This window comes from Phaeodactylibacter xiamenensis, assembly GCF_965229835.1.
Classification (GTDB): domain Bacteria; phylum Bacteroidota; class Bacteroidia; order Chitinophagales; family Saprospiraceae; genus Phaeodactylibacter; species Phaeodactylibacter xiamenensis.
This window is the reverse complement of the sequence record NZ_OZ245931.1, coordinates 5,646,127-5,669,816: the sequence shown is the minus strand read 5'-3', so window position 1 is coordinate 5,669,816 and position 23,690 is coordinate 5,646,127. Positions and strand designations below refer to the sequence as shown.

Genomic DNA, 23,690 nt, shown 5'->3' with positions numbered 1-23,690 from the left:
ATTGAGTAATAAAAATGCAGCAGATTTAGTCTTGCCAAAAGCCCGGGCGGTCTGTCGTACCGCCAAGTTTCCGGCAGTCAAAGCATTCATCATTGGCCAAAGCCCGGTCTCCCGCTTCGTCCTCATAAACATAAATAGGCCAATTGGCCGGATGGATCAGCCCAATGAGGCCCAGGGACATATAATCCGGGCTGCAATAGGAAAAATCCAGTTCCAGTTCACTGGGGTGATCTATAAAGACCCTGCGCTCATCCTGTCCCGCCACCATGAAGAAGCCCAAAACGGTTTCGCCAGGGTCAGTGATGCTGTAAACATTGCCCCGGATCTGAAAAGGCTGACTGTTGTACAGCGATTCCTGGTTCTCAATCTGCTGTTGCAGGTTGCTCCAAAACGTATAAGCTTCGGCGCCGAGGGTAAACTGCCGGACCAGCAGGCTGTAGCGGATGGAAAGTTCCCGCTGATCTGCTCTCGCAAAGTGCAGGGGCAATTGTTCCACAACGGGCTGGGAAAGCATAGCTGTATTGAAGGTAAAGACCTCATTGATCTGATCGGTCCGCCAACAGGTCTGCAGCTCAGTGGGATCCGGATAGGGCTGAAAACCGCCAGCGTACAGATAGTTGATCGTGAAATCAGCCTGATACTTGTAGGTGGCTTGCAGGGACCACATCAGATAGTTCTCCGGCTGCCCGGCTGGCTCTGTCGTAACGTGGAACTGATAGCCGGGCACTTCAGGTTCTTCTATGCTCAGGTACTGGTATTCCAAATCTGCCCCTACCGAATCGATGGCAATCGGTTCAGGCATCATCTGATAGTCTGATTCATACTGCCGCCCGTCCTGCAGCTGAATACTGATTTTGTAACGGTTGCCCGGTGCACCCTGAATGCCACCTGGTGATGTGCGGTATTGCCCGGGTTCGAGTTCCACCAGGACTTCCTGCTCCCCGCTCTCCGCCTGGATCGTGACCACCGCCTCTTCAACTGCTTCCTGGTCACTGTCCAGTATACCCGAAGAGCGGGTCAGGTTTACGGTGTAAGGCCCCGGCAGGGTCGTAATGCCTCCATCCACGATCAGCACCGGGTCGAAATCCTCCAGCTCTGGGAGGAAGCTTTCCTCGCAGGCCGTAGTCAGAAAGGCGGCAAACACCAGCAGGTACAGCCCAAACCGGCATCGTCTGTTGGCTGCTCTAGTTGTCATAATTTCCGAATTTGAACTGGTAACTAATGGAGACGATGGGGTTCGCAAAAATCGAAAGCCGGTACCCTCTCAGGTTATTGTTGTTGTACCGGAAGTATTCGTTATACACATTGTCCCGCCCCAGCAGGTTGTACACCGAAACGACCCATGCGCTGTGCAGGAGCTTCTCTTTCCTGAGATTGCCCTCAAATTTGACCGACAGGTCTACCCGGAAGTAGTCCGGAATACGGTACTGGTTGCGCTCACTGAAATTGATGATCCGGAAGCCGCCCTGTGTGTAGGTATTCGTTGGGTAGGTGATAGGGCGCCCCGATTGGTAAACCATATTGGCAGACAAACTGAACCGGCGGATGAATTTGTAATTGAGGACAACGTTGGCCACGTGCGGGCGGTCGAAGTTACTGGGGTAGCGCCTTCCGAAGTTGATAGAGCTGGCATCGTCCTCCCCCCGGACTAAAACCCTGGACCGGGAATAGGTGTAATTGACCCATCCGTTTAAGCGTCCCCGGGGCTTCTTAAAGGTCAGCTCCAACCCCCAGGCATCCAAATCGCCCTGCAGAATATCCCGCTCCGGAAATTCATTGACCAGCAAATTTGCGCCGTCCCGGTATTCCACCAGCTCGCGGACCTGTTTGGTGTAGAACTCTGTGGACCAATTGTATTTCTTATCTGCAAAACTCCCATATAGCCCAAAGGAGGCTTGCTGCCCTGACATCGGCTCGGTATGGTAATCGATCAGCTTCCAGCGGTCTGTAGGCGCCAGGGCAATGGTGTTGGACAGCAGAAACAGATATTGGTGCAGGGTGTTGTAGGATGCCTTCACAGAGAGGTTGGGCAGGATGGAGTACTTGAGCCCTACCCGGTAATCCAGATTATGATGGGTAACGATGGACTCCCCCTGCTGAAACTGCAGCGTGTCCGTCACCGTTTCTTCCGTGATGGTTGCGCCTTCCTGGTATTGGAACACCTCCTGTGGCCCAAGGTAATGGTACTGATTGTAGCGGAGCCCACCGGTCAGGGTGATGCGTGCGGTAGGCTGCCACTCCTCACTTACGTAAATCCCGGATTCGAGCCCCTTTTCCACATCAAACTCGATAGGTTCAATCAGGCTCCGGTCGTCGGAAGGGAGGAAAGTGCCCCGGTCATTATTGTACAGAATGGCGTTGGCACCGAAGGTCAGTTCGTGCCGGGGGTTAATGCGCCAGGCCCAGTCCATGCGAGCCTCCTGATGCAGGAGCTCACTATTCTGCCGGTAAGCCTCGAAGGGAATTCCCCGCTCGGCCACGCCCAGCTGCATGCGGCTGTTGATGACGGCCAGGTTCATATTGATCTTCTCATTGAAGAAGTGGTTCCATGACAGGGAGCCGCCCAGGTTACTGTTGTCGAAATTAGTGGTGCCAGCGAAGTTGATGTCATCAAAGCTGTAGTAACCGAAGGCCTGAATCCTGCTTTTGGAAGACAGCTGCTGAGAAAACTTCACGATGCCATCGGCAAAGTTGACGCGGGTCCGGTTGAAGTCATCGTTCTGAATCCGCTTCAAAATCCAGTTGGAGTAGGTGGACCGGACCGCCACCATGATGGAGCTCTTGTCCTTCTGAACCGGCCCTTCGAACAAAATATTCCCGGTAATCGGGCTGATACCACCCCGGACTTTGTATTTTTCCTTATCTCCTTCCAGGGCGGTGATATCGAAAATGGAAGCCAGCCGCCCGCCGAATTTGGCTGGAATATTGCTTTTGGAAATGGAGAACTCGCTGATCGCGTCTGAATTGAAGGCAGAGAAAAAGCCCAGCAAATGCGAGGTATTGTAAATGGGGACTTTGTCGATGTAGAACAGGTTCTGATCTGCCGGGCTGCCCCTAACGTTAAAGCCAGCAGTGCCTTCCCCCACAGACTGAACGCCCGCCAGCAGGCTCGCCACTTTCAGGATATCCTTTTCGCCAAGTACCAGGGGGATTTCCTCTATGCCTTTGGTGGTTAGCCGCTCGAAGCCCATCTTCGTGCTCTGCACCCCATCAAATTTATTAGAGGTCACCGTTACGCCTTTGAGCAGGTTGGTTTTGCCTTCCAGCCGAAAGTTATACGTCCCATCAGACAGCAGGTTGAGCTTAAACTGTCCCTCCGTATGGTTGAGCTGACTTACGGTGAAGGTGTAGGTCCCCTTTTTCAGGACCAACTCATAAGCGCCGTTCTCGTCAGTAGCCACACCGGTGCCCAGCTCCTCAATCAAAATGGTAGCCCCAGGCAACGCCCCTTCACCTGATAAGCTTTGGACTTCGCCCCGAAGGATCACTTTTTGCTTTCCGGCCCCTTTCCTTGCCTCACCGACCTCAACGACCTGCCCAACGTACTGATTGGTCGTCTCCGCCAGCTCCTGCAATCGATCGGGCAGGGTATCAGCCAGGCCTGCAGGGGACGCTACTTTGGGATAAATCGCTGTTGACAATTCTATAATAATCTCCATGTCCCTGCTAATAAAGATATGCCCCATTCTGTCATGAGTAATATTACACCCGGGCAGCCCGCTTTGCAAAAAGGACAGTAAAGGGACCTCCTGGGCCAGTGCCGGAGACTGAAAGTCAGCGACATCCGCTTCCTCGTAAAAAAGGCGCACCGGGTGGGCTTCCTCCACTTTACTGACAAACGCCGGCCAGTCCAGCCCATTGTAAGCAGGACCTATGGGCCACTTCGCCTCCTGGCAGAGGCCGGAAGACCAAACCAGGCCCAAAAGAAAAACGAGCAATTTAGAGCTTGGCATGGCAGAATTTAAGAAGTTGGACAAACTGGGCATCTGTTATTTTTTTCCATCCCGGCAGTTGCTGCTTCATGTACTTCCGGACCTGAGATTTATGCGCCGGGAAGGCGGACAGAAAGTCTTTGCGCTTAGTAATGTGGTGTACCTGCCCCTCCTTGAGCAGGTAAAAATCGGCCTTTAGGCCAGTATATTTCCCGTAGGGTTTGCTGCTGGAAGGAGCGGTAAGTACCTTTTGCTGATAGCGGTAAAAGGCCAGCTCCGCTTCGAATATTTTTTCGAGGTAGCCAGGAGCTTCTGTTCCGGGGAGGACGAGGCGTTGATTAACAAAGCGGTGAGCCCCAATGCGAAAGGAATCAAGCAGCAGGGGCGAAACCACTGCTTTCTGGTAAGTACCGTTAGGCCGGTCATACTGAATAGCCAGCTGCTGCCGTTCCAGGTCATACTTGAGCTTCGACGCAGCATAAGGGCGCCCGCCCAGGTAAACCATGCCCGGCTGCCAGGCATCGGTGTAAAAATAGGGATGCCCTTCCGGCTTGAGGTTAACAGGCTGATAGGGCCTGCCGTTAATTAGCTGATCATCGGGCCCGTATTGCTGTTCCACGCAAGCTAAAAATTCATCAAGGGCTGTGCTTTGCCCCATGGTATTCGCCAGTGGCCATACCATAATGGTCAGTAGTAGTACGCAGTAGTCCATCGACTAAAGGTATAAAAAAGCACAGGACTACTTAAAATGAGATTTTTTTTATTGGTTAGCCGGATGACAATCAGGTATTGCATGCGTTAAGCCGGCAACGGTTCCGGCAGGGCTTTTTTGAGCTGGTAAAAGATTCCGGCGCCCCCGTGCGACCAGATGGGTGCCCGCACTCCAATCCTAATCAGCCCCCGGTTGATCCAGAAGTTACAAGTACCGAAGGCATGGTAGTAACCCCGGGTCTCGTAGAAGTTGTCATTAGCCGTGTAGCCTTTGCCCGGCAGGTGGACAACCTTGCCATCTTTCTCCTCAAAGTAGCTGCAAATATAGTCGCACAGCTGCAGGTACTGCGCATTGCTCAGGTGAATGCGCTCCAGGCGTTTTTGGTCTTTGGGCAGCTCAGGGTGGGAAGTGATGTGCATGAGGGTAGGCGTAGGGATCAGCATGGCCCGTGCCGCCACGCTGGGCTTCAGGTTGGCCCATTCGTCGACCTCCAGGTAAAACCCGCGGTCGCCCCAGCCGATGCCGAGGTAACTGTTTGCGGTGAAAGGTATTTCGTAATGGCGGTCGTCCAAGACCTTTTTCCAGTTAAAAACGGAAGAAATACTGGGCACGATATAGTCCACGTGCACCCCATTGGACACCACAAAAATTTCCACGTCCCGCTTGATATTCCGGAACCGCCGGTTGACGGGGATGGTGAAGCACAAGAGGCCGATGAGGCTGTACAGGGTAACGAAAATAAGAAATCCTAATACCGCCCACCCCAAAATGGTCAGTACCACCATGGCTTGATATTTTTTGCAAAGAAAGGGGGAATTCTGATGTGCAGTGAGCGGGGGAGGCTAATTTTTTGTTAAGCTTTTGGCTTGAAGCGGCATCTGCAATCAAAAAGGAGACCAGTGGTGTCTGACAGCCTCATTCAGAGGGTAAATATTCCCGTTCAGCAATAAAAAGCCCCTTCCGTTGACAATTTTCTGACAAAACAGCTATATTTGGAAAACCGAATAACACTAAATTCGGTAAAAGCCTCAAACACCCCACAACTTTAAGTCATCACACGTTAATCAGTAGATGCTTTACAAGTTGTGGCAAACAGGTATGCACTTATGCCATCAGTCACACACCGGATTTATGTCTATTCTATGGCGGGTATCGTACTGTTAACAGCAGTTATGCTCTCCTATTATGGCATATCCTATTACTCCACAAGCCTGGAAGAGCGGTTTTACCATACCGCTCATGACTACTTCAAGCCCAGCGGCATTTTTGGCCATGGTTTAGGGATTTTGGGTACATTGCTCATCTTCATTGGTGTTACCTCGTATATTTTCCGAAAGCGATACAAGTTTATGGCCCGCTGGGGGCGTCTCAAGCACTGGCTGGAGTTTCATATTTTCCTTTGCAGCCTTGGTCCTGTAATGATCCTGTTCCACACTGCATTCAAATTTGGAGGTATTGTATCTATTGCATTTTGGAGCATGGTCGCGGTTGTGGCAAGTGGTGTGGCCGGCCGTTTCATTTACATACAAATCCCTCGCACCATAGAAGGGCGGGCGCTGAGCCTGGGAGAAGTCAAAGCAATGAAAACCAATATTGGTACTATCCTAAAAGAGCAGTACCATCTCGAAGCGCAAAGCTATACGGTCATTTTGGAGGCCGTGGAGGTCAAGCCTTATCAAGATAACGGCAACCTGGCAAGCAGCATTATACATAAACACCGTGAAGACTACCGAACGCTGCGAAAAGTCAGGCATTTGCTCAAACAAAACCAGCTATCGCGCCTGGATATCAGAAAGGTAACGAAGCTGGTCCGCAATGAAATTTCACTCAACAACAGAATTGAGCGGCTGCATACCATGCAAAAGCTCTTCAAATACTGGCATGTGGCGCATTTGCCCTTTGCCCTGATTATGCTGGTGATTGTGCTGCTGCATATCGGTATCACACTTGCTTTTGGCTACACATGGATTTTATAACCATCAATTGCCGCAACTATGCTACTCGAACAAATCATCATCTATGGCTTCGTCCTGCTTTTCTGCGGGGTGATTGTGTTGGTGTATTTGCGAAAGCTAAAGCAGGCCTCTCAGGAAGTTGAGGCCAAAATTGAAGTAGCAAAGCAGGAAGGTATACATGAGCCGGTCTCCTTACACCCCCGCATCGACCTCGACACCTGCATCAAAAGCGGTGCTTGTGTAACCGTATGCCCGGAGCAGGATATCCTTGGTATCCTCAATGGCGGAGGGACACTGATTAATGCCTCCAACTGTGTGGGCCACGGTGCCTGCTTTCATGCCTGCCCGGTAGAAGCTATATCCCTGGTTATCGGTACAGAGAAGCGCGGCGTCGACCTTCCTCATGTCAGCGAAACTTACGAAACGAATGTCCCTGGGATTTACATTGCCGGCGAGCTTGGTGGTATGGGGCTCATCAAGAACAGCGTGGAGCAGGGTATAATGGCCGTAGAAAACATCATGAAAAAGGGCTTTGAAAAACACGGGCAGGCCCTGGACCTGGTAATCGTAGGAGCAGGTCCCGCCGGTATTTCTGCTTCTCTTACTGCAAAAAAACACGGGCTCAACTTTGTTACCCTTGAACAAGATACGCTTGGTGGTACAGTTTTTACCTTCCCCCGGTCTAAAATAGTGATGACCTCACCGATGGATCTTCCACTATATGGAAGGGTTAAGCTGTTCGATACAAGCAAACAAGAGCTCCTGGATATTTGGAATGAGGCGCTTTCTAAAAACAGCCTCACCATCCGCGAGAAAACCAAAGTGGAGTCGATTGTACCAGAAAAAAGTCACTTCAGGGTAAATACTCAATCTGGCGAAACGCTACTTACCCAAAATGTACTTCTCGCTATTGGGCGCAGAGGCACCCCCCGAAAGCTTGGCATCCCCGGAGAGGTCTCGGAGAAAGTAGCTTATCGACTGCTTGAACCAGAGCTAATCAGCGGAAAGAAAATCATAGTAGTGGGCGGGGGCGACTCAGCTATAGAATCGGCGCTGCTGCTAATGGGCCAAAATGAAGTAACTCTTTCTTACAGAAAAGACAAGTTTAGCCGCCTCAAACCCAAAAACCGGGAAAAAATTCTGGCCGCGATCCAAAATAAGGAGCTTTCCATTCAGTACAACACCAACCTGACCGAAATAAAGCCACAACAGGTCAGCCTTTCTCATAGCATCACCGACGCACAGCTGGAGTTAGAGAATGACCTCGTTTACATTTTTGCTGGTGGAGAATTGCCGACGCAGTTCTTACAGAAAGCCGGCGTCAAAATCACAAAAAGATTTGGTTACACCATGAAAAAACATCGATGAGCGTATAAACAACCCAATTGCTGCCTGCAGGCAGCAGCACAATGAATACGAAACTACTGCATATCACCCTGATTTGGGGCATCACACTTGGCTCCTTAGCCGGTCTTCAGGCACAACTTTCGCCCGGAGCCCTGACCCAGTCGCATGCCGATCTGGAAGGGATCACCAATTGTACGCAGTGCCATACCTTGGGCAAAAAAGTCTCTAACGAAAAGTGCCTGGCCTGCCATGAAGAAATTGCAGTACGGATCAGTCAGAAACAAGGGTACCACGCAGCGCCCTCGGTACGTCAGCAAGAATGCGCAGATTGCCACAGCGAGCACCATGGTCGCAATTTTGATCTGGTCCGATTTGATGAAGATGCCTTTGACCACAGCCTGACGGGGTATGAACTCACGGGTGCGCATCAGCGCACAGACTGCGGGGCATGCCATCGTCCAGACTTCATCGATGACCCTGAATTGCGCCGCCGGGAAGATACCTACCTGGGACTCTCTCAGGGATGCGCCGAATGCCACGAGGATTATCACCAGGGTACCCTATCCAGTACAGAGTGTACACAATGCCATACCACAACGGCATTCACACCGGCAGAAAAATTTGACCACAACCAGACGCTTTTCCCACTCAAAGGGCAGCATCAGCAAACCGATTGTGCCGCTTGTCACGAAGAAACAATCCTTAACGGGGAACCCTTCCAGGTTTTTACCGGACTGGAATTCCACAACTGCAATAGCTGCCACGAAGATGTGCACGAGCGCAACCTTGGCAGCAATTGTAAGGAGTGCCATAATGAACAATCCTTTACTTCCCGCTCTGAGCTAAAGCGTTTTAACCATAATCAGACCCCCTTTCCGCTTAAGGGAGCGCACCAGCAAACCGATTGTGCCGGGTGCCATGAACTGGACCGCTCTCCGACGTCCCTCTTCCAGGATAAACTTGGAGTGGCAACCAATGCGTGCAATCAGTGCCATGAGGATGTACACGAGGACCGGTTCGGGACTGATTGTGCCGCCTGCCATAATGAAAGATCATTCAGTTCGGTGGATGAAGGTGAGTTCGACCACAGCCTCACCGCTTTCCACCTCAAAGGCAAGCACCAGAAAGTCGACTGCCGCGAATGCCATACCGGAAGCTTCATTGAGCCGGTACCGCACGAGGATTGTGCCGCCTGCCATGACGACTATCACGAGGGTGCCTTCACGCCTCGGGAGCCCAATAGCGAGGAAAGGGACTGCCGCGAATGCCATTCAGAGGAAGGTTTTAACCTTACGATATATACTCTTGAAGCACATAATCAAAGCCGCTTCCCATTGGATGGCGCCCACCTTGCTACGCCTTGTGTTGACTGTCATCTTCAGGAAGATCAATGGGTGTTCAGGAACCTTGGCGAGACTTGTGTTGACTGTCATGAAGATGTGCATAGGGGGTTCATTGCAGAAACCTTCTATCCGGGCCAGGATTGCCAGGTCTGCCATTCCACTCAAAGCTGGGAGGGCAACCATTTTGACCACCGCCAAACCGGATTTGAGCTCACCGGCGCCCATGCCCGTCAGGGCTGTATGGATTGCCATACTGCTGATGAATCGAGCCTGAACAGATATGCCGGTTTTCAAAATACCTCTGGTGAATGCCAGGCTTGTCATGACAGTATACACAACAACCAGTTTGCCAAAGATGGCGCTACAGACTGTTTACGCTGCCACGGGTTCGAAAGCTGGAATATCGAATTTTTCAACCACGATAACACCGAATTTCCTTTAGAAGGCCGCCATGCAGAGCTTGCTTGCCAGGACTGCCACAAAACCATTGGGGACGATGGAGTGACTTTTATTCAATATCAATTTAAAAGCTTCGAATGCGTAGATTGCCATCAATAATACCGCTATTGCTTTGGTGGGGGCTTACGCTTCAGGCACAATCCCCTCACGGTCCTGAATTCAGGGTCAATTGCTCGGAGTGCCACTCCTCTGAAAATTGGCGTATTGATGCTGACACACTTAGGTTCAACCATGACACCACAGCATTCCCTCTGGCGGGTCAACACCAATACACAGATTGCCGGGCCTGCCACATAACCCTGGTTTTTGAGGAAGCCCACACACAATGTATGGATTGCCACACGGATATCCACAGGATGACCGTAGGCAACGACTGCGCCCGCTGCCACACTCCAGCCAACTGGCTCGTGGACAATATTACAGAACTCCACCAGGAAAATGGGTTTCCCCTTCTGGGTGCACACGCTTCCATCAGTTGTACAGACTGTCATACCTCCGCTACAACCCTGGAGTTCAACCGGATCGGAAATGACTGTATCAACTGCCATATCGATGACTTTAATGCAACCACGAACCCTAATCATCAGGATGCCGGATTTTCTACCGATTGTGCGGCATGCCACCGCCCGGATGCCTTTGATTGGGGAGGAGCTGACAATATAGACCACAGCTTTTTCCCGCTCACAGCAGGGCACGATATTTCGGATTGCACACAGTGCCATACGTCTGGGGATTTCTCCTCCACTTCACCCGAGTGTGTATCCTGCCATCTGAATGATTTTGAAAATACGCTGGAACCCCGTCATGAGCCTGCCGGCTTCTCCAATGACTGCACCCAATGTCACACTACTGATGTGGGTTGGATGCCCGCTAATTACGCAGACCATGATGCATTACATTTTCCTATTTATTCCGGATCCCACGAAGGGGAATGGATGAAATGTACCGACTGTCACGACAACAACAGTGACTATTCCTCTTTTACCTGCATCAACTGCCACATCAACCCCGAAACCGATGAGGAACACAACGGGGTCGGCGGCTATATTTATGAGAATACTGCATGCCTGGCCTGCCACCCTACCGGTGACGAGGATAACAGCTTTGATCATAATGAGTCCGGATTCCCACTAACCGGAGCACATATCACTACGGACTGCATACAATGCCATTCAGATGGCTACGCAGGCACCCCCACAGATTGTGCCAGTTGCCATACCACCGAGTTCAATGCTACGGCCAACCCGGACCACAACGCCCTCGGCCTGTCTAGCGACTGTGCAGCCTGCCATACTACCCAGACCGGATGGAGCCCCGCTGCTTTTGATGGCCACGACAGCTACTATGCCCTCAATGGCGCTCATGCCGCTATCGCCAACGATTGTGCAGCTTGCCACAACGGCGATTACAACAATACGCCCAATACTTGCGCCGGCTGCCATATCAATGATTATAACCAAGCCTCTGATCCTGACCACCAAGCCGCCCAATTCCCGACCGACTGTGCTAGCTGCCACTCCGAAAGTACATGGGCACCTTCCTCTTTCGACCACGACGCCCACTACCCGCTGACCGGAGCCCACCAGGCCATTGAAGACGACTGCGTGGCCTGCCACAACGGCGATTACGACAACACCCCGAACACCTGCAACGGGTGCCACGCACAAGACTATTCCGCTACCGTCAACCCTGACCACCAAGCGCTCGGGCTGCCTACAGACTGTGCCGAATGCCATTCTACGCAGCCCGAATGGGTGCCCGCTAGCTTTGATATCCACGACCAGTACTATCCCCTCAATGGCGCTCATGCCGCTATCGCTAATGATTGTGCGGCTTGCCACAATGGGGACTACAGCAATACCCCCAACACCTGCTTCGGATGCCACAGCGAGGATTACAACAATACCACGGACCCTGGGCATGCTGCCGCTCAGTTCCCCACTGACTGCACCACCTGCCACTCCGAGGATGCCTGGGCACCTTCTACCCTGGAGCACGATGCCCAGTACTTCCCCATCTACTCCAGTGCACACGAGGGCGAATGGAATACCTGTACCGAATGCCATACCAACCCTGCCAATTATGCAGAGTTCTCATGTATTGGCTGCCATACCAACCCGGAGACCGATGACGAGCATCAGGGCGTCGGCGGATATGTGTACGAAAATACCGCATGCCTCGCCTGCCACCCTATGGGCGATGCCGACAACGTCTTTGACCACAATACCACCGCTTTCCCACTAGACGGCGCGCACCTGGCCGCCAATTGCCTTGACTGCCACAACAGCGGCTACGCAGGCACCCCCACAGATTGTGCCAGTTGCCATACCACCGAGTTCAATGCTACGGCCAACCCGGACCACAACGCCCTCGGCCTGTCCAGCGACTGTGCAGCCTGCCATACTACCCAGACCGGATGGAGCCCCGCTGCTTTTGATGGCCACGACAGCTACTATGCCCTCAATGGCGCTCATGCCGCTATCGCCAACGATTGTGCAGCTTGCCACAACGGCGATTACAACAATACGCCCAATACTTGCGCCGGCTGCCATATCAATGATTATAACCAAGCCTCTGATCCTGACCACCAAGCCGCCCAATTCCCGACCGACTGTGCTAGCTGCCACTCCGAAAGTACATGGGCACCTTCCTCTTTCGACCACGACGCCCACTACCCGCTGACCGGAGCCCACCAGGCCATTGAAGACGACTGCGTGGCCTGCCACAACGGCGATTACGACAACACCCCGAACACCTGCAACGGGTGCCATGCACAAGACTATTCCGCTACCGTCAACCCTGACCACCAAGCGCTCGGGCTGCCTACAGACTGTGCCGAATGCCATTCTACGCAGCCCGACTGGGTGCCCGCTAGCTTTGATATCCACGACCAGTACTATCCCCTCAATGGCGCTCATGCCGCTATCGCTAATGATTGTGCGGCTTGCCACAATGGGGACTACAGCAATACCCCCAACACCTGCTTCGGATGCCACAGCGAGGATTACAACAATACCACGGACCCTGGGCATGCTGCCGCTCAGTTCCCCACTGACTGCACCACCTGCCACTCCGAGGATGCCTGGGCACCTTCTACCCTGGAGCACGATGCCCAGTACTTCCCCATCTACTCCGGTGCACACGAGGGCGAATGGAATACCTGTACCGAATGCCATACCAACCCTGCCAATTATGCAGAGTTCTCATGTATTGGCTGCCATACCAACCCGGAGACCGATGACGAGCATCAGGGCGTCGGCGGATATGTGTACGAAAATACCGCATGCCTCGCCTGCCACCCTATGGGCGATGCCGACAACGTCTTTGACCACAATACCACCGCTTTCCCACTAGACGGCGCGCACCTGGCCGCCAATTGCCTTGACTGCCACAGCAGCGGCTACGCAGGCACCCCCACAGATTGTGCCAGTTGCCATACCACCGAGTTCAATGCTACGGCCAACCCGGACCACAACGCCCTCGGCCTGTCCAGCGACTGTGCAGCCTGCCATACTACCCAGACCGGATGGAGCCCCGCTGCTTTTGATGGCCACGACAGCTACTATGCCCTCAATGGCGCTCATGCCGCTATCGCCAACGATTGTGCAGCTTGCCACAACGGCGATTACAACAATACGCCCAATACTTGCGCCGGCTGCCATATCAATGATTATAACCAAGCCTCTGATCCTGACCACCAAGCCGCCCAATTCCCGACCGACTGTGCTAGCTGCCACTCCGAAAGCACATGGGCACCTTCCTCTTTCGACCACGACGCCCACTACCCGCTGACCGGAGCCCACCAGGCCATTGAAGACGACTGCGTGGCCTGCCACAACGGCGATTACGACAACACCCCGAACACCTGCAACGGGTGCCACGCACAAGACTATTCCGCTACCGTCAACCCTGACCACCAAGCGCTCGGGCTGCCTACAGACTGTGCCGAATGCCATTCTACGCAGCCCGACTGGGTGCCCGCTAGCTTTGATATCCACGACCAGTACTATCCCCTCAATGGCGCTCATGCCGCTATCGCTAATGATTGTGCGGCTTGCCACAATGGGGACTACAGCAATACCCCCAACACCTGCTTCGGATGCCACAGCGAGGATTACAACAATACCACGGACCCTGGGCATGCTGCCGCTCAGTTCCCCACTGACTGCACCACCTGCCACTCCGAGGATGCCTGGGCACCTTCTACCCTGGAGCACGATGCCCAGTACTTCCCCATCTACTCCGGTGCACACGAGGGCGAATGGAATACCTGTACCGAATGCCATACCAACCCTGCCAATTATGCAGAGTTCTCATGTATTGGCTGCCATACCAACCCGGAGACCGATGACGAGCATCAGGGCGTCGGCGGATATGTGTACGAAAATACCGCATGCCTCGCCTGCCACCCTATGGGCGATGCCGACAACGTCTTTGACCACAATACCACCGCTTTCCCACTAGACGGCGCGCACCTGGCCGCCAATTGCCTTGACTGCCACAGCAGCGGCTACGCAGGCACCCCCACAGATTGTGCCAGTTGCCATACCACCGAGTTCAATGCTACGGCCAACCCGGACCACAACGCCCTCGGCCTGTCCAGCGACTGTGCAGCCTGCCATACTACCCAGACCGGATGGAGCCCCGCTGCTTTTGATGGCCACGACAGCTACTATGCCCTCAATGGCGCTCATGCCGCTATCGCCAACGATTGTGCAGCTTGCCACAACGGCGATTACAACAATACGCCCAATACTTGCGCCGGCTGCCATATCAATGATTATAACCAAGCCTCTGATCCTGACCACCAAGCCGCCCAATTCCCGACCGACTGTGCTAGCTGCCACTCCGAAAGCACATGGGCACCTTCCTCTTTCGATCACGACGCCCACTATCCGCTGACCGGTGCGCACCAGGCCATTGAAGACGACTGCGTGGCCTGCCACAACGGCGATTACGACAACACCCCGAACACCTGCAACGGGTGCCATGCACAAGACTATTCCGCTACCGTCAACCCTGACCACCAAGCGCTCGGCCTGCCTACAGACTGTGCCGAATGCCATTCTACGCAGCCCGACTGGGTGCCCGCTAGCTTTGGCATCCACGACCAGTACTATCCCCTCAATGGCGCTCATGCCGCTATCGCTAATGATTGTGCGGCTTGCCACAATGGGGACTACAGCAATACCCCCAACACCTGCTTCGGATGCCACAGCGAGGATTATAACAATACCGAAAATCCGGACCATATTGTAGCTCAATTCGCCACAGATTGCCTGGAGTGCCATACTGAAAATGATTGGACCGCTTCCTCATTTGACCACGATGGCCCCTACTTCCCTATCTACAGTGGTGCTCATGAAGGAGAGTGGAACACCTGCATGGAATGCCACACCAATCCTTCATCTTTCGCTGAATTTAGCTGTCTAGGCTGCCATACAAATCCGGAGACCGATGACCATCACCAAGGTGTGGGCGGCTATGTTTATGAAAACACCGCCTGCCTGGCCTGCCACCCTACAGGAGATGCCGCAAATGTCTTTGACCATAACGCTACTGCCTTCCCACTGACGGGCGCACACCTAAGTACCACTTGCGTGGAATGCCACACTAACGGATATGCAGGTACCCCGACAGACTGTAACGCCTGCCACCTTCAGGATTACGCCTCCACAGCAAATCCGGATCATACTGCGCTTGGGTTCCCTATGGACTGTGCTTCCTGCCATACCACTGCTCCTGACTGGGCCCCGGCTTCCTTTGATATACACGACCAGTATTATCCGCTGACTGGCGCGCATGCCGCCATCGCTAACAACTGCGTGGACTGCCATAACGGTGATTTCAACAACACCCCCAATACCTGTTTTGGGTGCCATAGCGATGACTATAATGCCACCAGCAGCCCCAGCCACGCTGCAGCCAGCTTCCCTACGGACTGCCAGCAGTGCCATACCGAAAATGCGTGGGTGCCTTCTTCTTTCGACCACGATCAGTACTATCCCCTCTCGGGCGCGCATGCCGCTATTGCCAGTAATTGCAACGACTGCCATAACGGCGATTACAATAATACCCCTAATACCTGCGACGGGTGCCATATCGATGATTACAACGCCGCCACTGTCCCCAATCACGTTAACGCTCAGCTCCCACTTGATTGCGAAAGCTGCCATGCGCTGACTGCATGGGTACCCGCTACTTTCGACCACGACCAGTACTTCCCAATGACCGGCGCTCACCTGCCGATTGAAAACGACTGCTTTGCCTGCCACCAGGGCAATTACAACAATACCCCGAACACTTGTGATGCCTGCCATGCTGATGACTACAACCAGAGCAACAACCCCAACCACCTCGCGCTTGGGTTCCCTATGGACTGTGCCTCATGCCATACCACTGCTCCTGACTGGGCCCCGGCTTCCTTTGATATACACGACCAGTATTATCCGCTGACTGGCGCGCATGCCGCCATCGCCAACAACTGCGTGGACTGCCATAACGGTGATTTCAACAACACCCCCAATACCTGTTTTGGGTGCCATAGCGATGACTATAATGCCACCAGCAGCCCCAGCCACGCTGCAGCCAGCTTCCCTACGGACTGCCAGCAGTGCCATACCGAAAATGCGTGGGTGCCTTCTTCTTTCGACCACGATCAGTACTATCCCCTCTCGGGCGCGCATGCCGCTATTGCCAGTAATTGCAACGACTGCCATAACGGCGATTACAATAATACCCCTAATACCTGCGACGGGTGCCATATCGATGATTACAACGCCGCCACTGTCCCCAATCACGTTAACGCTCAGCTCCCACTTGATTGCGAAAGCTGCCATGCGCTGACTGCATGGGTACCCGCTACTTTCGACCACGACCAGTACTTCCCAATGACCGGCGCTCACCTGCCGATTGAAAACGACTGCTTTGCCTGCCACCAGGGCAATTACAACAATACCCCGAACACTTGTGATGCCTGCCATGCTGATGACTACAACCAGAGCAACAACCCCAACCACCTCGCGCTTGGGTTCCCTATGGACTGTGCCTCCTGCCATACCACTGCTCCTGACTGGGCCCCGGCTTCCTTTGATATACACGACCAGTATTATCCGCTGACTGGCGCGCATGCCGCCATCGCCAACAACTGCGTGGACTGCCATAATGGTGATTTCAACAACACCCCCAATACCTGCTTTGGGTGCCATAGCGATGACTATAATGCCACCAGCAGCCCCAGCCACGCTGCAGCCAGCTTCCCTACGGACTGCCAGCAGTGCCATACCGAAAATGCGTGGGTGCCTTCTTCTTTCGACCACGATCAGTACTATCCCCTCTCGGGCGCGCATGCCGCTATTGCCAGTAATTGCAACGACTGCCATAACGGCGATTACAATAATACCCCTAATACCTGCTTCGGGTGCCATAGCGATGACTATAACGCCGTCACCAGCCCAAATCATGTAGCAGCTAATTTCTCAACTGACTGCCAGCAGTGCCACACGGAAGGTGCATGGATCCCTTCCTCTTTCGACCACGACCAGTACTATCCGCTTGTGGGCGCGCATGCCGCTATTGCCTTCAACTGCAACGACTGCCATAACGGCGATTACAATAATACCCCCAATACCTGCTTCGGGTGCCATAGCGATGACTATAACGCCGTCACCAGCCCAAATCATGTAGCAGCTAATTTCTCAACTGACTGCCAGCAGTGCCACACGGAAGGTGCATGGATCCCTTCCTCTTTCGACCACGACCAGTACTATCCGCTTGTGGGCGCGCATGCCGCTATTGCCTTCAACTGCAACGACTGCCACAACGGCGATTACAATAATACCCCCAATACCTGCTTCGGGTGCCATAGCGATGACTATAACGCTACGAATAACCCCAATCACGCCATAGCAAACTTCCCTACGGATTGTGAAGCCTGCCATGGTCAGAACACTTGGATACCTTCTACTTTTGATCACGACGCTATGTACTTCCCCATTTACAGTGGCAAGCACGACGAAGAGTGGAATAGCTGTACAGACTGTCATACCACCCCAGGCAATTATGCCATTTTCGACTGTATCAACTGCCATAATAATGCAGCTGACCTGGCGGATGAGCATGATGAGGTACCGGGGTATGTATTTGAGAATAATGCCTGTTTCGCCTGTCATCCTACCGGAGAGGACTAACGGAGGCAGAGGAATAGTTAATTCATAACATCAGCAGAGACTATCAGCATAATGAGGAGCCTGTTTAACATAGTACTTTGGCTTTTCCTGTTGGCTACATCGCTACAGGGGCAGGTTGCTGATACCGGTGCGGCCTGGGTCAATGGCAAAGTTTCTTTTCTTTCTTCACGCAACGTATATGTAAAGTTTTCTTCTACCAAAGGTATTACTGTAGGGGACACCCTTTACATCAATCGGGAAAGCCAATACCTCCCGGCAATGCAAACGGATAATAAATCTTCGACCTCTGCCGTTTGCACGCCTTTTGCAGGCTTTTCCTTTCAAAAGGAAGATTTGATTTATGCAAAAATCCCGGTTGATGAATCACTTCCCCCGCCCTCAGTTGCGCCTGCTGAAACCACTGTACCGAAAGATGAGGCCGTTAATGGGATTACACCGGTACTAGTACCAGAGGAAGACCAGGAACAGGAAGAGCCTGGCAGAAGCCTCGAAAAAATCAGGGCCCGGCTTTCCGCTGCTTCTTACAGTAGTAGGTCTGAATACCGTGAATTGCACCGGATGCGCTATGCTTTCTCTTTTCGGGGTGACCACTTAAAGGATTCCCGGTTTTCAACTGAGCAATACATCACATTCAGGCATACGCTGGGAGAGTGGGAAGAGGTACAAGATAATTTATCTAATGCCCTCAAGGTATATGCCCTTTCTGTCCGCTATGATTTTGACTCCACCTCCAACCTAACGCTAGGCCGCCGGATCAACCCGAATATGTCTAGCGTAGGTGCCATTGACGGACTGCAATATGAGCAGCAAATCGGCGCTTTTACCTTGGGTGGGATCGCAGGCTTCAGACCAGATTATTCCGACTACAGCTTCAACCCTTCCCTACTAGAAGCGGGGGGCTATCTGGCGCTGACCGCGCCCGGCAAACAACAAAGCCACCGGACAACCGTTGGCTTTTTGGAACAGACCAATCAGGGGCAAACGGACCGGCGGTTTCTTTATTTTCAGCACCGCAGTACGCCCTTTGAAGGCTTTAACTTGTTCTCCTCGGTGGAAGCCGATCTCTACGAAAACCTGAACAGTGAAGTCCAAAACAAACTGCGCCTGACCAGTTTATACCTGTCTATGCGCTACCGGGTGAACAAAAAAATCAGGCTTTCCCTGTCCTACGATAACCGGCGCAACGTCATTTACTACGAATCTTACAAAAGCTTTATCGACCAGCTTATCCAGGATGAAACACGGCAGGGGCTGCGGTTTAGTATCAATCTGCGGCCGGCGAAACTTCTCACGCTGGGTGTCAATACCGGATGGAGATTTCAGAGGAGTGACCGAAATCAATCCAAAAACCTGAGAGCATTCCTAACTTGGTCGAAAATACCGAGGCTCAACATGCGGGCATCTCTTTCGGCCACCCTCTTACAGACCAACTACATCAAGAGCCAGATTTACGATTTGCGCCTTTCCAGGCCAATCATTAAGAAACGCCTTGATGGAGATGTGTACTTCCGAACGGTACATTACGAGTACCAGAATACAGGCTCACAGGTGGACCAAAAAATTGCAGGCGCAAGCCTTTCGCTGCGCATCCGTAAGCAGTTGAGCTTGCTGATCTTTTATGAAGGTACTTTTATTGAACAGGAACAACCCTATCAACGCATTAATACAAAAATTATTCAGCGGTTTTGAGTGTAGGACACAGCTATTGAAGATACGGCCTTACTAAACAAACAAAAACACCATTAGCCAGCTAATCCCATAGCAGAACCTAAGGTTACTCAGCTGCGCGATTCTAAACATTAGACTTATGATTTCTCTAAATTACAGAAGATTACTGAGCATTTGCCTTTCCGGCTTCCTGATCGGCATCCTGGCCGCCTGCGGAGGCCAACCAAAAGTTATCGAAAGTGAACCGTCCGATACCCCTGAAGGCACAACTTCGAATACCATCCCGGCACTGCAGGAAGCGACTGAAACGCCATCTAACCCGGCAGAAGCCACCCATCAGGTGATCGTCAATGAGGTATTGAATACAGACCGGTATACCTACCTGAACGTAGAAGAAGAGGGGGAACAATACTGGGTTGCCGTATCTAAACAAGAGATCATAGAAGGTGAAACCTATTTCTTCAAAGGAGGCCTCCTCAAAAAGCAGTTCTTCAGCCAGGAATTTAACCGGGTTTTCGAAACGCTTTACCTCGTCTCCAAATTCTGGAAAGCGCCTTCGGATAGCGAAGCCGTACTGGATGAAGCCTTTGCACAGATGAATGCGGCGGCGGCCACCGATCTTGAAGTACGCCCTGAGGACATAAAGCCCGCAGCAGGTGCTGTCTCCATTGCGGACCTTATAGCCCAAAAGGAAAAATACAACAACCAGAAAATAAAAGTTACAGGCAAGTGTGTAAAGGTCAACCCCATGATTATGAACCGCAACTGGGTGCACCTGCAGGATGGGTCAGGCGAAGGGCTGGACCTGACTATCACCACAACCGAGAATATCCCCCTGGGCGCCATCATCACACTGGAAGGGACCATTGCCATGAACAAAGACTTTGGTGCCGGCTATCAGTATGATATTATTATGGAAGGTGCTGTGCTCCGGTAACCCAAAACTATCCCTGGTCATGAAACTATTAAAGCTAATTTCCAACCGGCTGTTTTCCACTTCAGCAGCAGGGTTGTATATGATTCTTTTCGCCATTGCTATTGGAGCAGCCACCTTTATTGAGAATGACTTTGGCACGAGTGCCGCCCAAAAAGTCGTTTTCAAATCCTGGTGGCTGGAATTGCTGATGCTTATGTTTGGCATCACTATTCTGGTCAATATTTTTCGATACCGCCTCGTTCAGCAGAAAAAATGGGCCGTGCTTTCCTTTCACGCTGCAATCGTCATTATATTCATGGGTGCAGCAGTCACCCGTTATTTTGGCTTTGAAGGCATGATGCATATCCGGGAGGGCAGCAGTTCAAATACCTTCCTCAGCGCGGAGACCTACCTGATTTTTGAAGCCCGTCAGCAAGGCCGCCAATACCGGTTTGAAGAACCTGTACTGTTTGCCAGTTTAGGCCCTAACCATTTTCAGGAGTCCTACCAGCTCGGGGCGACGACCATTGATGTAGAGGTGACTGATTTCATGCCTAACCCCAAAGAGTTTCTGCTGAATGACGAAGCGGGTGTTCCCACCCTGCAAATCGTTATTGGCGGCGCAAACGGCCGTGAAGAATACTACATTCAGGAAGGGCAACGCAGCCGTATTCGCGGCACCTTATTCAATTTCACAAAGGTTGAGGATCCACAGGCCTTCAATGTTAAGGTAGAAAACGGTCAGCCCTACTTCAAAGCCCCCACCCTTTTCACTCAAATGGTCATGGCTACTCAACAGCGAGACACTTTGCAAGCCGGGCATTATCATCCCCTTAAGCTCCGCAGCCTTTACGCCAGCGCACGGGAAAGCTTCGTCTTTGGCCAGTTTACCCCAACGGGGCACCTTAAGCTGGCCTCCGCAAACCAAAAAATGGAAAGCAACAGCACCGCCGGCATTCAAATCCGGGTGAGCGATGGAAAACAGACGCAGGAGCAATACATCTTTGGAAGCAAGGGTGTGGAAGGCCGCCCGCGTACCTTCCTGCTTGGCGACCTCGAGTTGTCCGTTGCCTACGGTTCCAGGCGCATTCAGCTTCCTTTTGCATTACAGCTGCGAGACTTCATCATTGAAAAGTACCCGGGTACCAACAGTGCCTCTTCCTATGCCAGTGAAGTGACCCTGCTGGACGAACGCAACAGTATTCAGGAGGATCAGCGGATTTACATGAATCATATCCTGAATTACGATGGTTACCGGTTTTTCCAGTCCTCCTTCGACCCGGATGAACTGGGTACTTACCTGAGTGTCAATCACGATTGGTGGGGCACCTGGATTTCATACCTGGGGTATGCCGTCCTCACCATTGGCATGGTACTTACCTTCTTTAGCAGGAAGAGCCGCTTTCAGCAACTGGCCCGCAACCTGAAGCAAATGCAAAGCAAACCATCCTCAGCCCTGGTCCTGTTGCCTTTAATGCTTGCCTCCAATCTGGCTATGGCCTCCCCTGCCCCCAACTATGTACTGGGCCCTCCGGTTTCCACTATGCATGCCGAAAAATTCGGACGCCTGGTTATGCAGGACCACAGAGGGCGAATGAAACCTATGAATACCTATGCCAGTGAGATTTTGCGCAAGCTATCCCGCAAAGAAACCATCTACGGGCTTAGTGCAGAACAGGCTATCATAAGCATGACGGCCAGCCCGAAAGACTGGTACCACCTGCCGCTCATCAAAATGGGGCGGCACGATAAAACGAAAGCGCTCATCCCGGTGGAAGGCAAACTTGCCGCCTACCGGGATTTCTTTGATCAAAATGGTAATTATATCCTGCAGGAGCACGTTCGCGAAGCTTACAATACGCCTAAGAAGGACCGTGGCGTCTTCGAAAAGGAAATGATGAAACTGGATGAGCGGGTCAACATCTGCAACATGGTATTTTCGGGCAGCTTCTTCAAAGTCTTTCCGGTACCTGGTGACCCCAATAACCTTTGGGAATCGCCCAATGATGCCCACCGGCACGGACAACAGGAGACCTCGTTCGGAAAGAAATTCTATGACGCCTATGTCCCCACCATCCAAACAGCCTTACATGATGGCGACTGGGACCTGGCCAACCGCCTAGTTGATGAGTTGCGCCAATTTCAATACAAAAATGGCGCTGCCGTGATACCCTCCGAACAAAAGATCAGTGCAGAAATACTACTGAACCGGTTAAACGTATTTAGCCATTTAGGAAAGGTATACGCCCTGCTCGGCCTGGCTTTTCTGGGACTGCTTTTTGCAAGAGTATTCAAACCCGGGTTGGGTTTAAAATGGCCGGTCCGGATCGCGATAGGTATATTCCTAGCTGCTTTTGCAATGCATACCTTTGGGCTGGGGCTCCGGTGGTATGTTTCCGGCCGCGCACCCTGGAGCAATGGGTACGAGTCTATGATTTATATTGCTTTTACCACAGTACTGGCTGGTATTCTTTTCGGGCGTAAATCACTGGGCAGTCTGGCCGCCACCTCTATACTGGCTTCCACCATCCTGATGGTAGCTGGTTTGAGCTGGCTCGACCCGGAAATCACCCCACTGGTCCCGGTACTGAAATCCTATTGGCTGACCATCCACGTATCGCTTGAAGCGGGCAGCTATGGCTTTCTCATGCTCGGTGCATTAATCGGGTTAATCAACCTGGTGTTCATTATATTCCGTACGCCAAAAAACGCCAAAAACGTGAACCGGATGATTCGGGAGATGACTCAAATCAGCGAAATGACGCTCATTGGAGGCTTGGTAATGGTCAGTGTAGGCACTTATCTCGGAGGCGTATGGGCGAATGAATCCTGGGGGCGCTACTGGGGGTGGGATGCCAAAGAAACCTGGGCGCTGGTCACAATACTCGTCTATTCCTTCATTCTCCACATGCGGTTCATTCCCGGATTCAGAGGGGCCTATGCCTTCAACGTTGCATCTTTGTTTGGATGGGCTTCCGTCATCATGACCTACTTTGGGGTGAATTATTATTTATCCGGGCTGCATTCCTATGCAGCAGGCGATCCTGTACCAATTCCACCTTTTGTTTATTATACCGTATTCTGCCTTACGGTGATCAGCCTGCTTGCACTTTGGCGAAATTGGCAATACAACAATGCGGAGGTGAAGGTCGATAACCATTAATGCGGG

General features: G+C 52.3%; 11 protein-coding genes. 7 read left to right on the top strand and 4 right to left on the bottom strand.

Going from position 1 to position 23,690, the window contains the following annotated elements; all coding sequences use genetic code 11:
• Positions 1 to 25: 25 nt before the first annotated feature.
• From ACO08I_RS21490 to ACO08I_RS21475, 4 genes are all read right to left on the bottom strand, one after another.
• Positions 26 to 1,195 (bottom strand): DUF4249 domain-containing protein, encoded by a 1,170-nt coding sequence (locus ACO08I_RS21490; protein WP_421947046.1) that lies wholly within the window; start codon positions 1,193 to 1,195, stop codon positions 26 to 28.
• On the bottom strand, positions 1,185 to 3,953 hold the full coding sequence (locus ACO08I_RS21485; RefSeq protein ID WP_421947045.1) for a TonB-dependent receptor: 2,769 nt from the start codon (positions 3,951 to 3,953) through the stop codon (positions 1,185 to 1,187). Before ACO08I_RS21485 ends, ACO08I_RS21490 begins: the two co-directional genes overlap by 11 nt.
• Positions 3,940 to 4,644, bottom strand: a complete 705-nt coding sequence (locus ACO08I_RS21480; protein ID WP_421947044.1) for a hypothetical protein — start codon at positions 4,642 to 4,644, stop codon at positions 3,940 to 3,942. The genes ACO08I_RS21485 and ACO08I_RS21480 overlap by 14 nt, the downstream gene beginning before the upstream one ends.
• Positions 4,645 to 4,730: 86 nt before the next feature.
• Positions 4,731 to 5,429 (bottom strand): TIGR02117 family protein, encoded by a 699-nt coding sequence (locus ACO08I_RS21475; RefSeq protein ID WP_421947043.1) that lies wholly within the window; start codon positions 5,427 to 5,429, stop codon positions 4,731 to 4,733.
• 321 nt (positions 5,430 to 5,750) lie between these two features.
• Between ACO08I_RS21475 and ACO08I_RS21470 the strand changes: the two genes are divergently transcribed.
• From ACO08I_RS21470 to ccsA, 7 genes are all read left to right on the top strand, one after another.
• Positions 5,751 to 6,620, top strand: a complete 870-nt coding sequence (locus ACO08I_RS21470) for a hypothetical protein (RefSeq protein ID WP_282782897.1) — start codon at positions 5,751 to 5,753, stop codon at positions 6,618 to 6,620.
• Positions 6,621 to 6,638: 18 nt separating this feature from the next.
• Entirely contained in the window at positions 6,639 to 7,967 is a 1,329-nt protein-coding gene (locus ACO08I_RS21465) for an NAD(P)-binding domain-containing protein (RefSeq protein ID WP_282782895.1), read from the top strand.
• 41 nt (positions 7,968 to 8,008) lie between these two features.
• Positions 8,009 to 9,847 (top strand): cytochrome c family protein, encoded by a 1,839-nt coding sequence (locus ACO08I_RS21460; protein ID WP_421947042.1) that lies wholly within the window; start codon positions 8,009 to 8,011, stop codon positions 9,845 to 9,847.
• A 230-nt stretch (positions 9,848 to 10,077) separates the two neighbouring features.
• Entirely contained in the window at positions 10,078 to 17,937 is a 7,860-nt protein-coding gene (locus tag ACO08I_RS21455; RefSeq protein ID WP_421947041.1) for a hypothetical protein, read from the top strand.
• Between the two features lie 51 nt (positions 17,938 to 17,988).
• Complete coding sequence (locus tag ACO08I_RS21450) at positions 17,989 to 19,626, top strand: hypothetical protein (RefSeq protein ID WP_282775722.1); 1,638 nt, start codon at positions 17,989 to 17,991, stop codon at positions 19,624 to 19,626.
• Positions 19,627 to 19,744: 118 nt separating this feature from the next.
• On the top strand, positions 19,745 to 20,542 hold the full coding sequence (locus ACO08I_RS21445) for a GW dipeptide domain-containing protein (RefSeq protein WP_052456577.1): 798 nt from the start codon (positions 19,745 to 19,747) through the stop codon (positions 20,540 to 20,542).
• Positions 20,543 to 20,561: 19 nt separating this feature from the next.
• Entirely contained in the window at positions 20,562 to 23,684 is a 3,123-nt protein-coding gene (ccsA, locus tag ACO08I_RS21440; protein WP_282775723.1) for a cytochrome c biogenesis protein, read from the top strand.
• Positions 23,685 to 23,690: the final 6 nt, after the last annotated feature.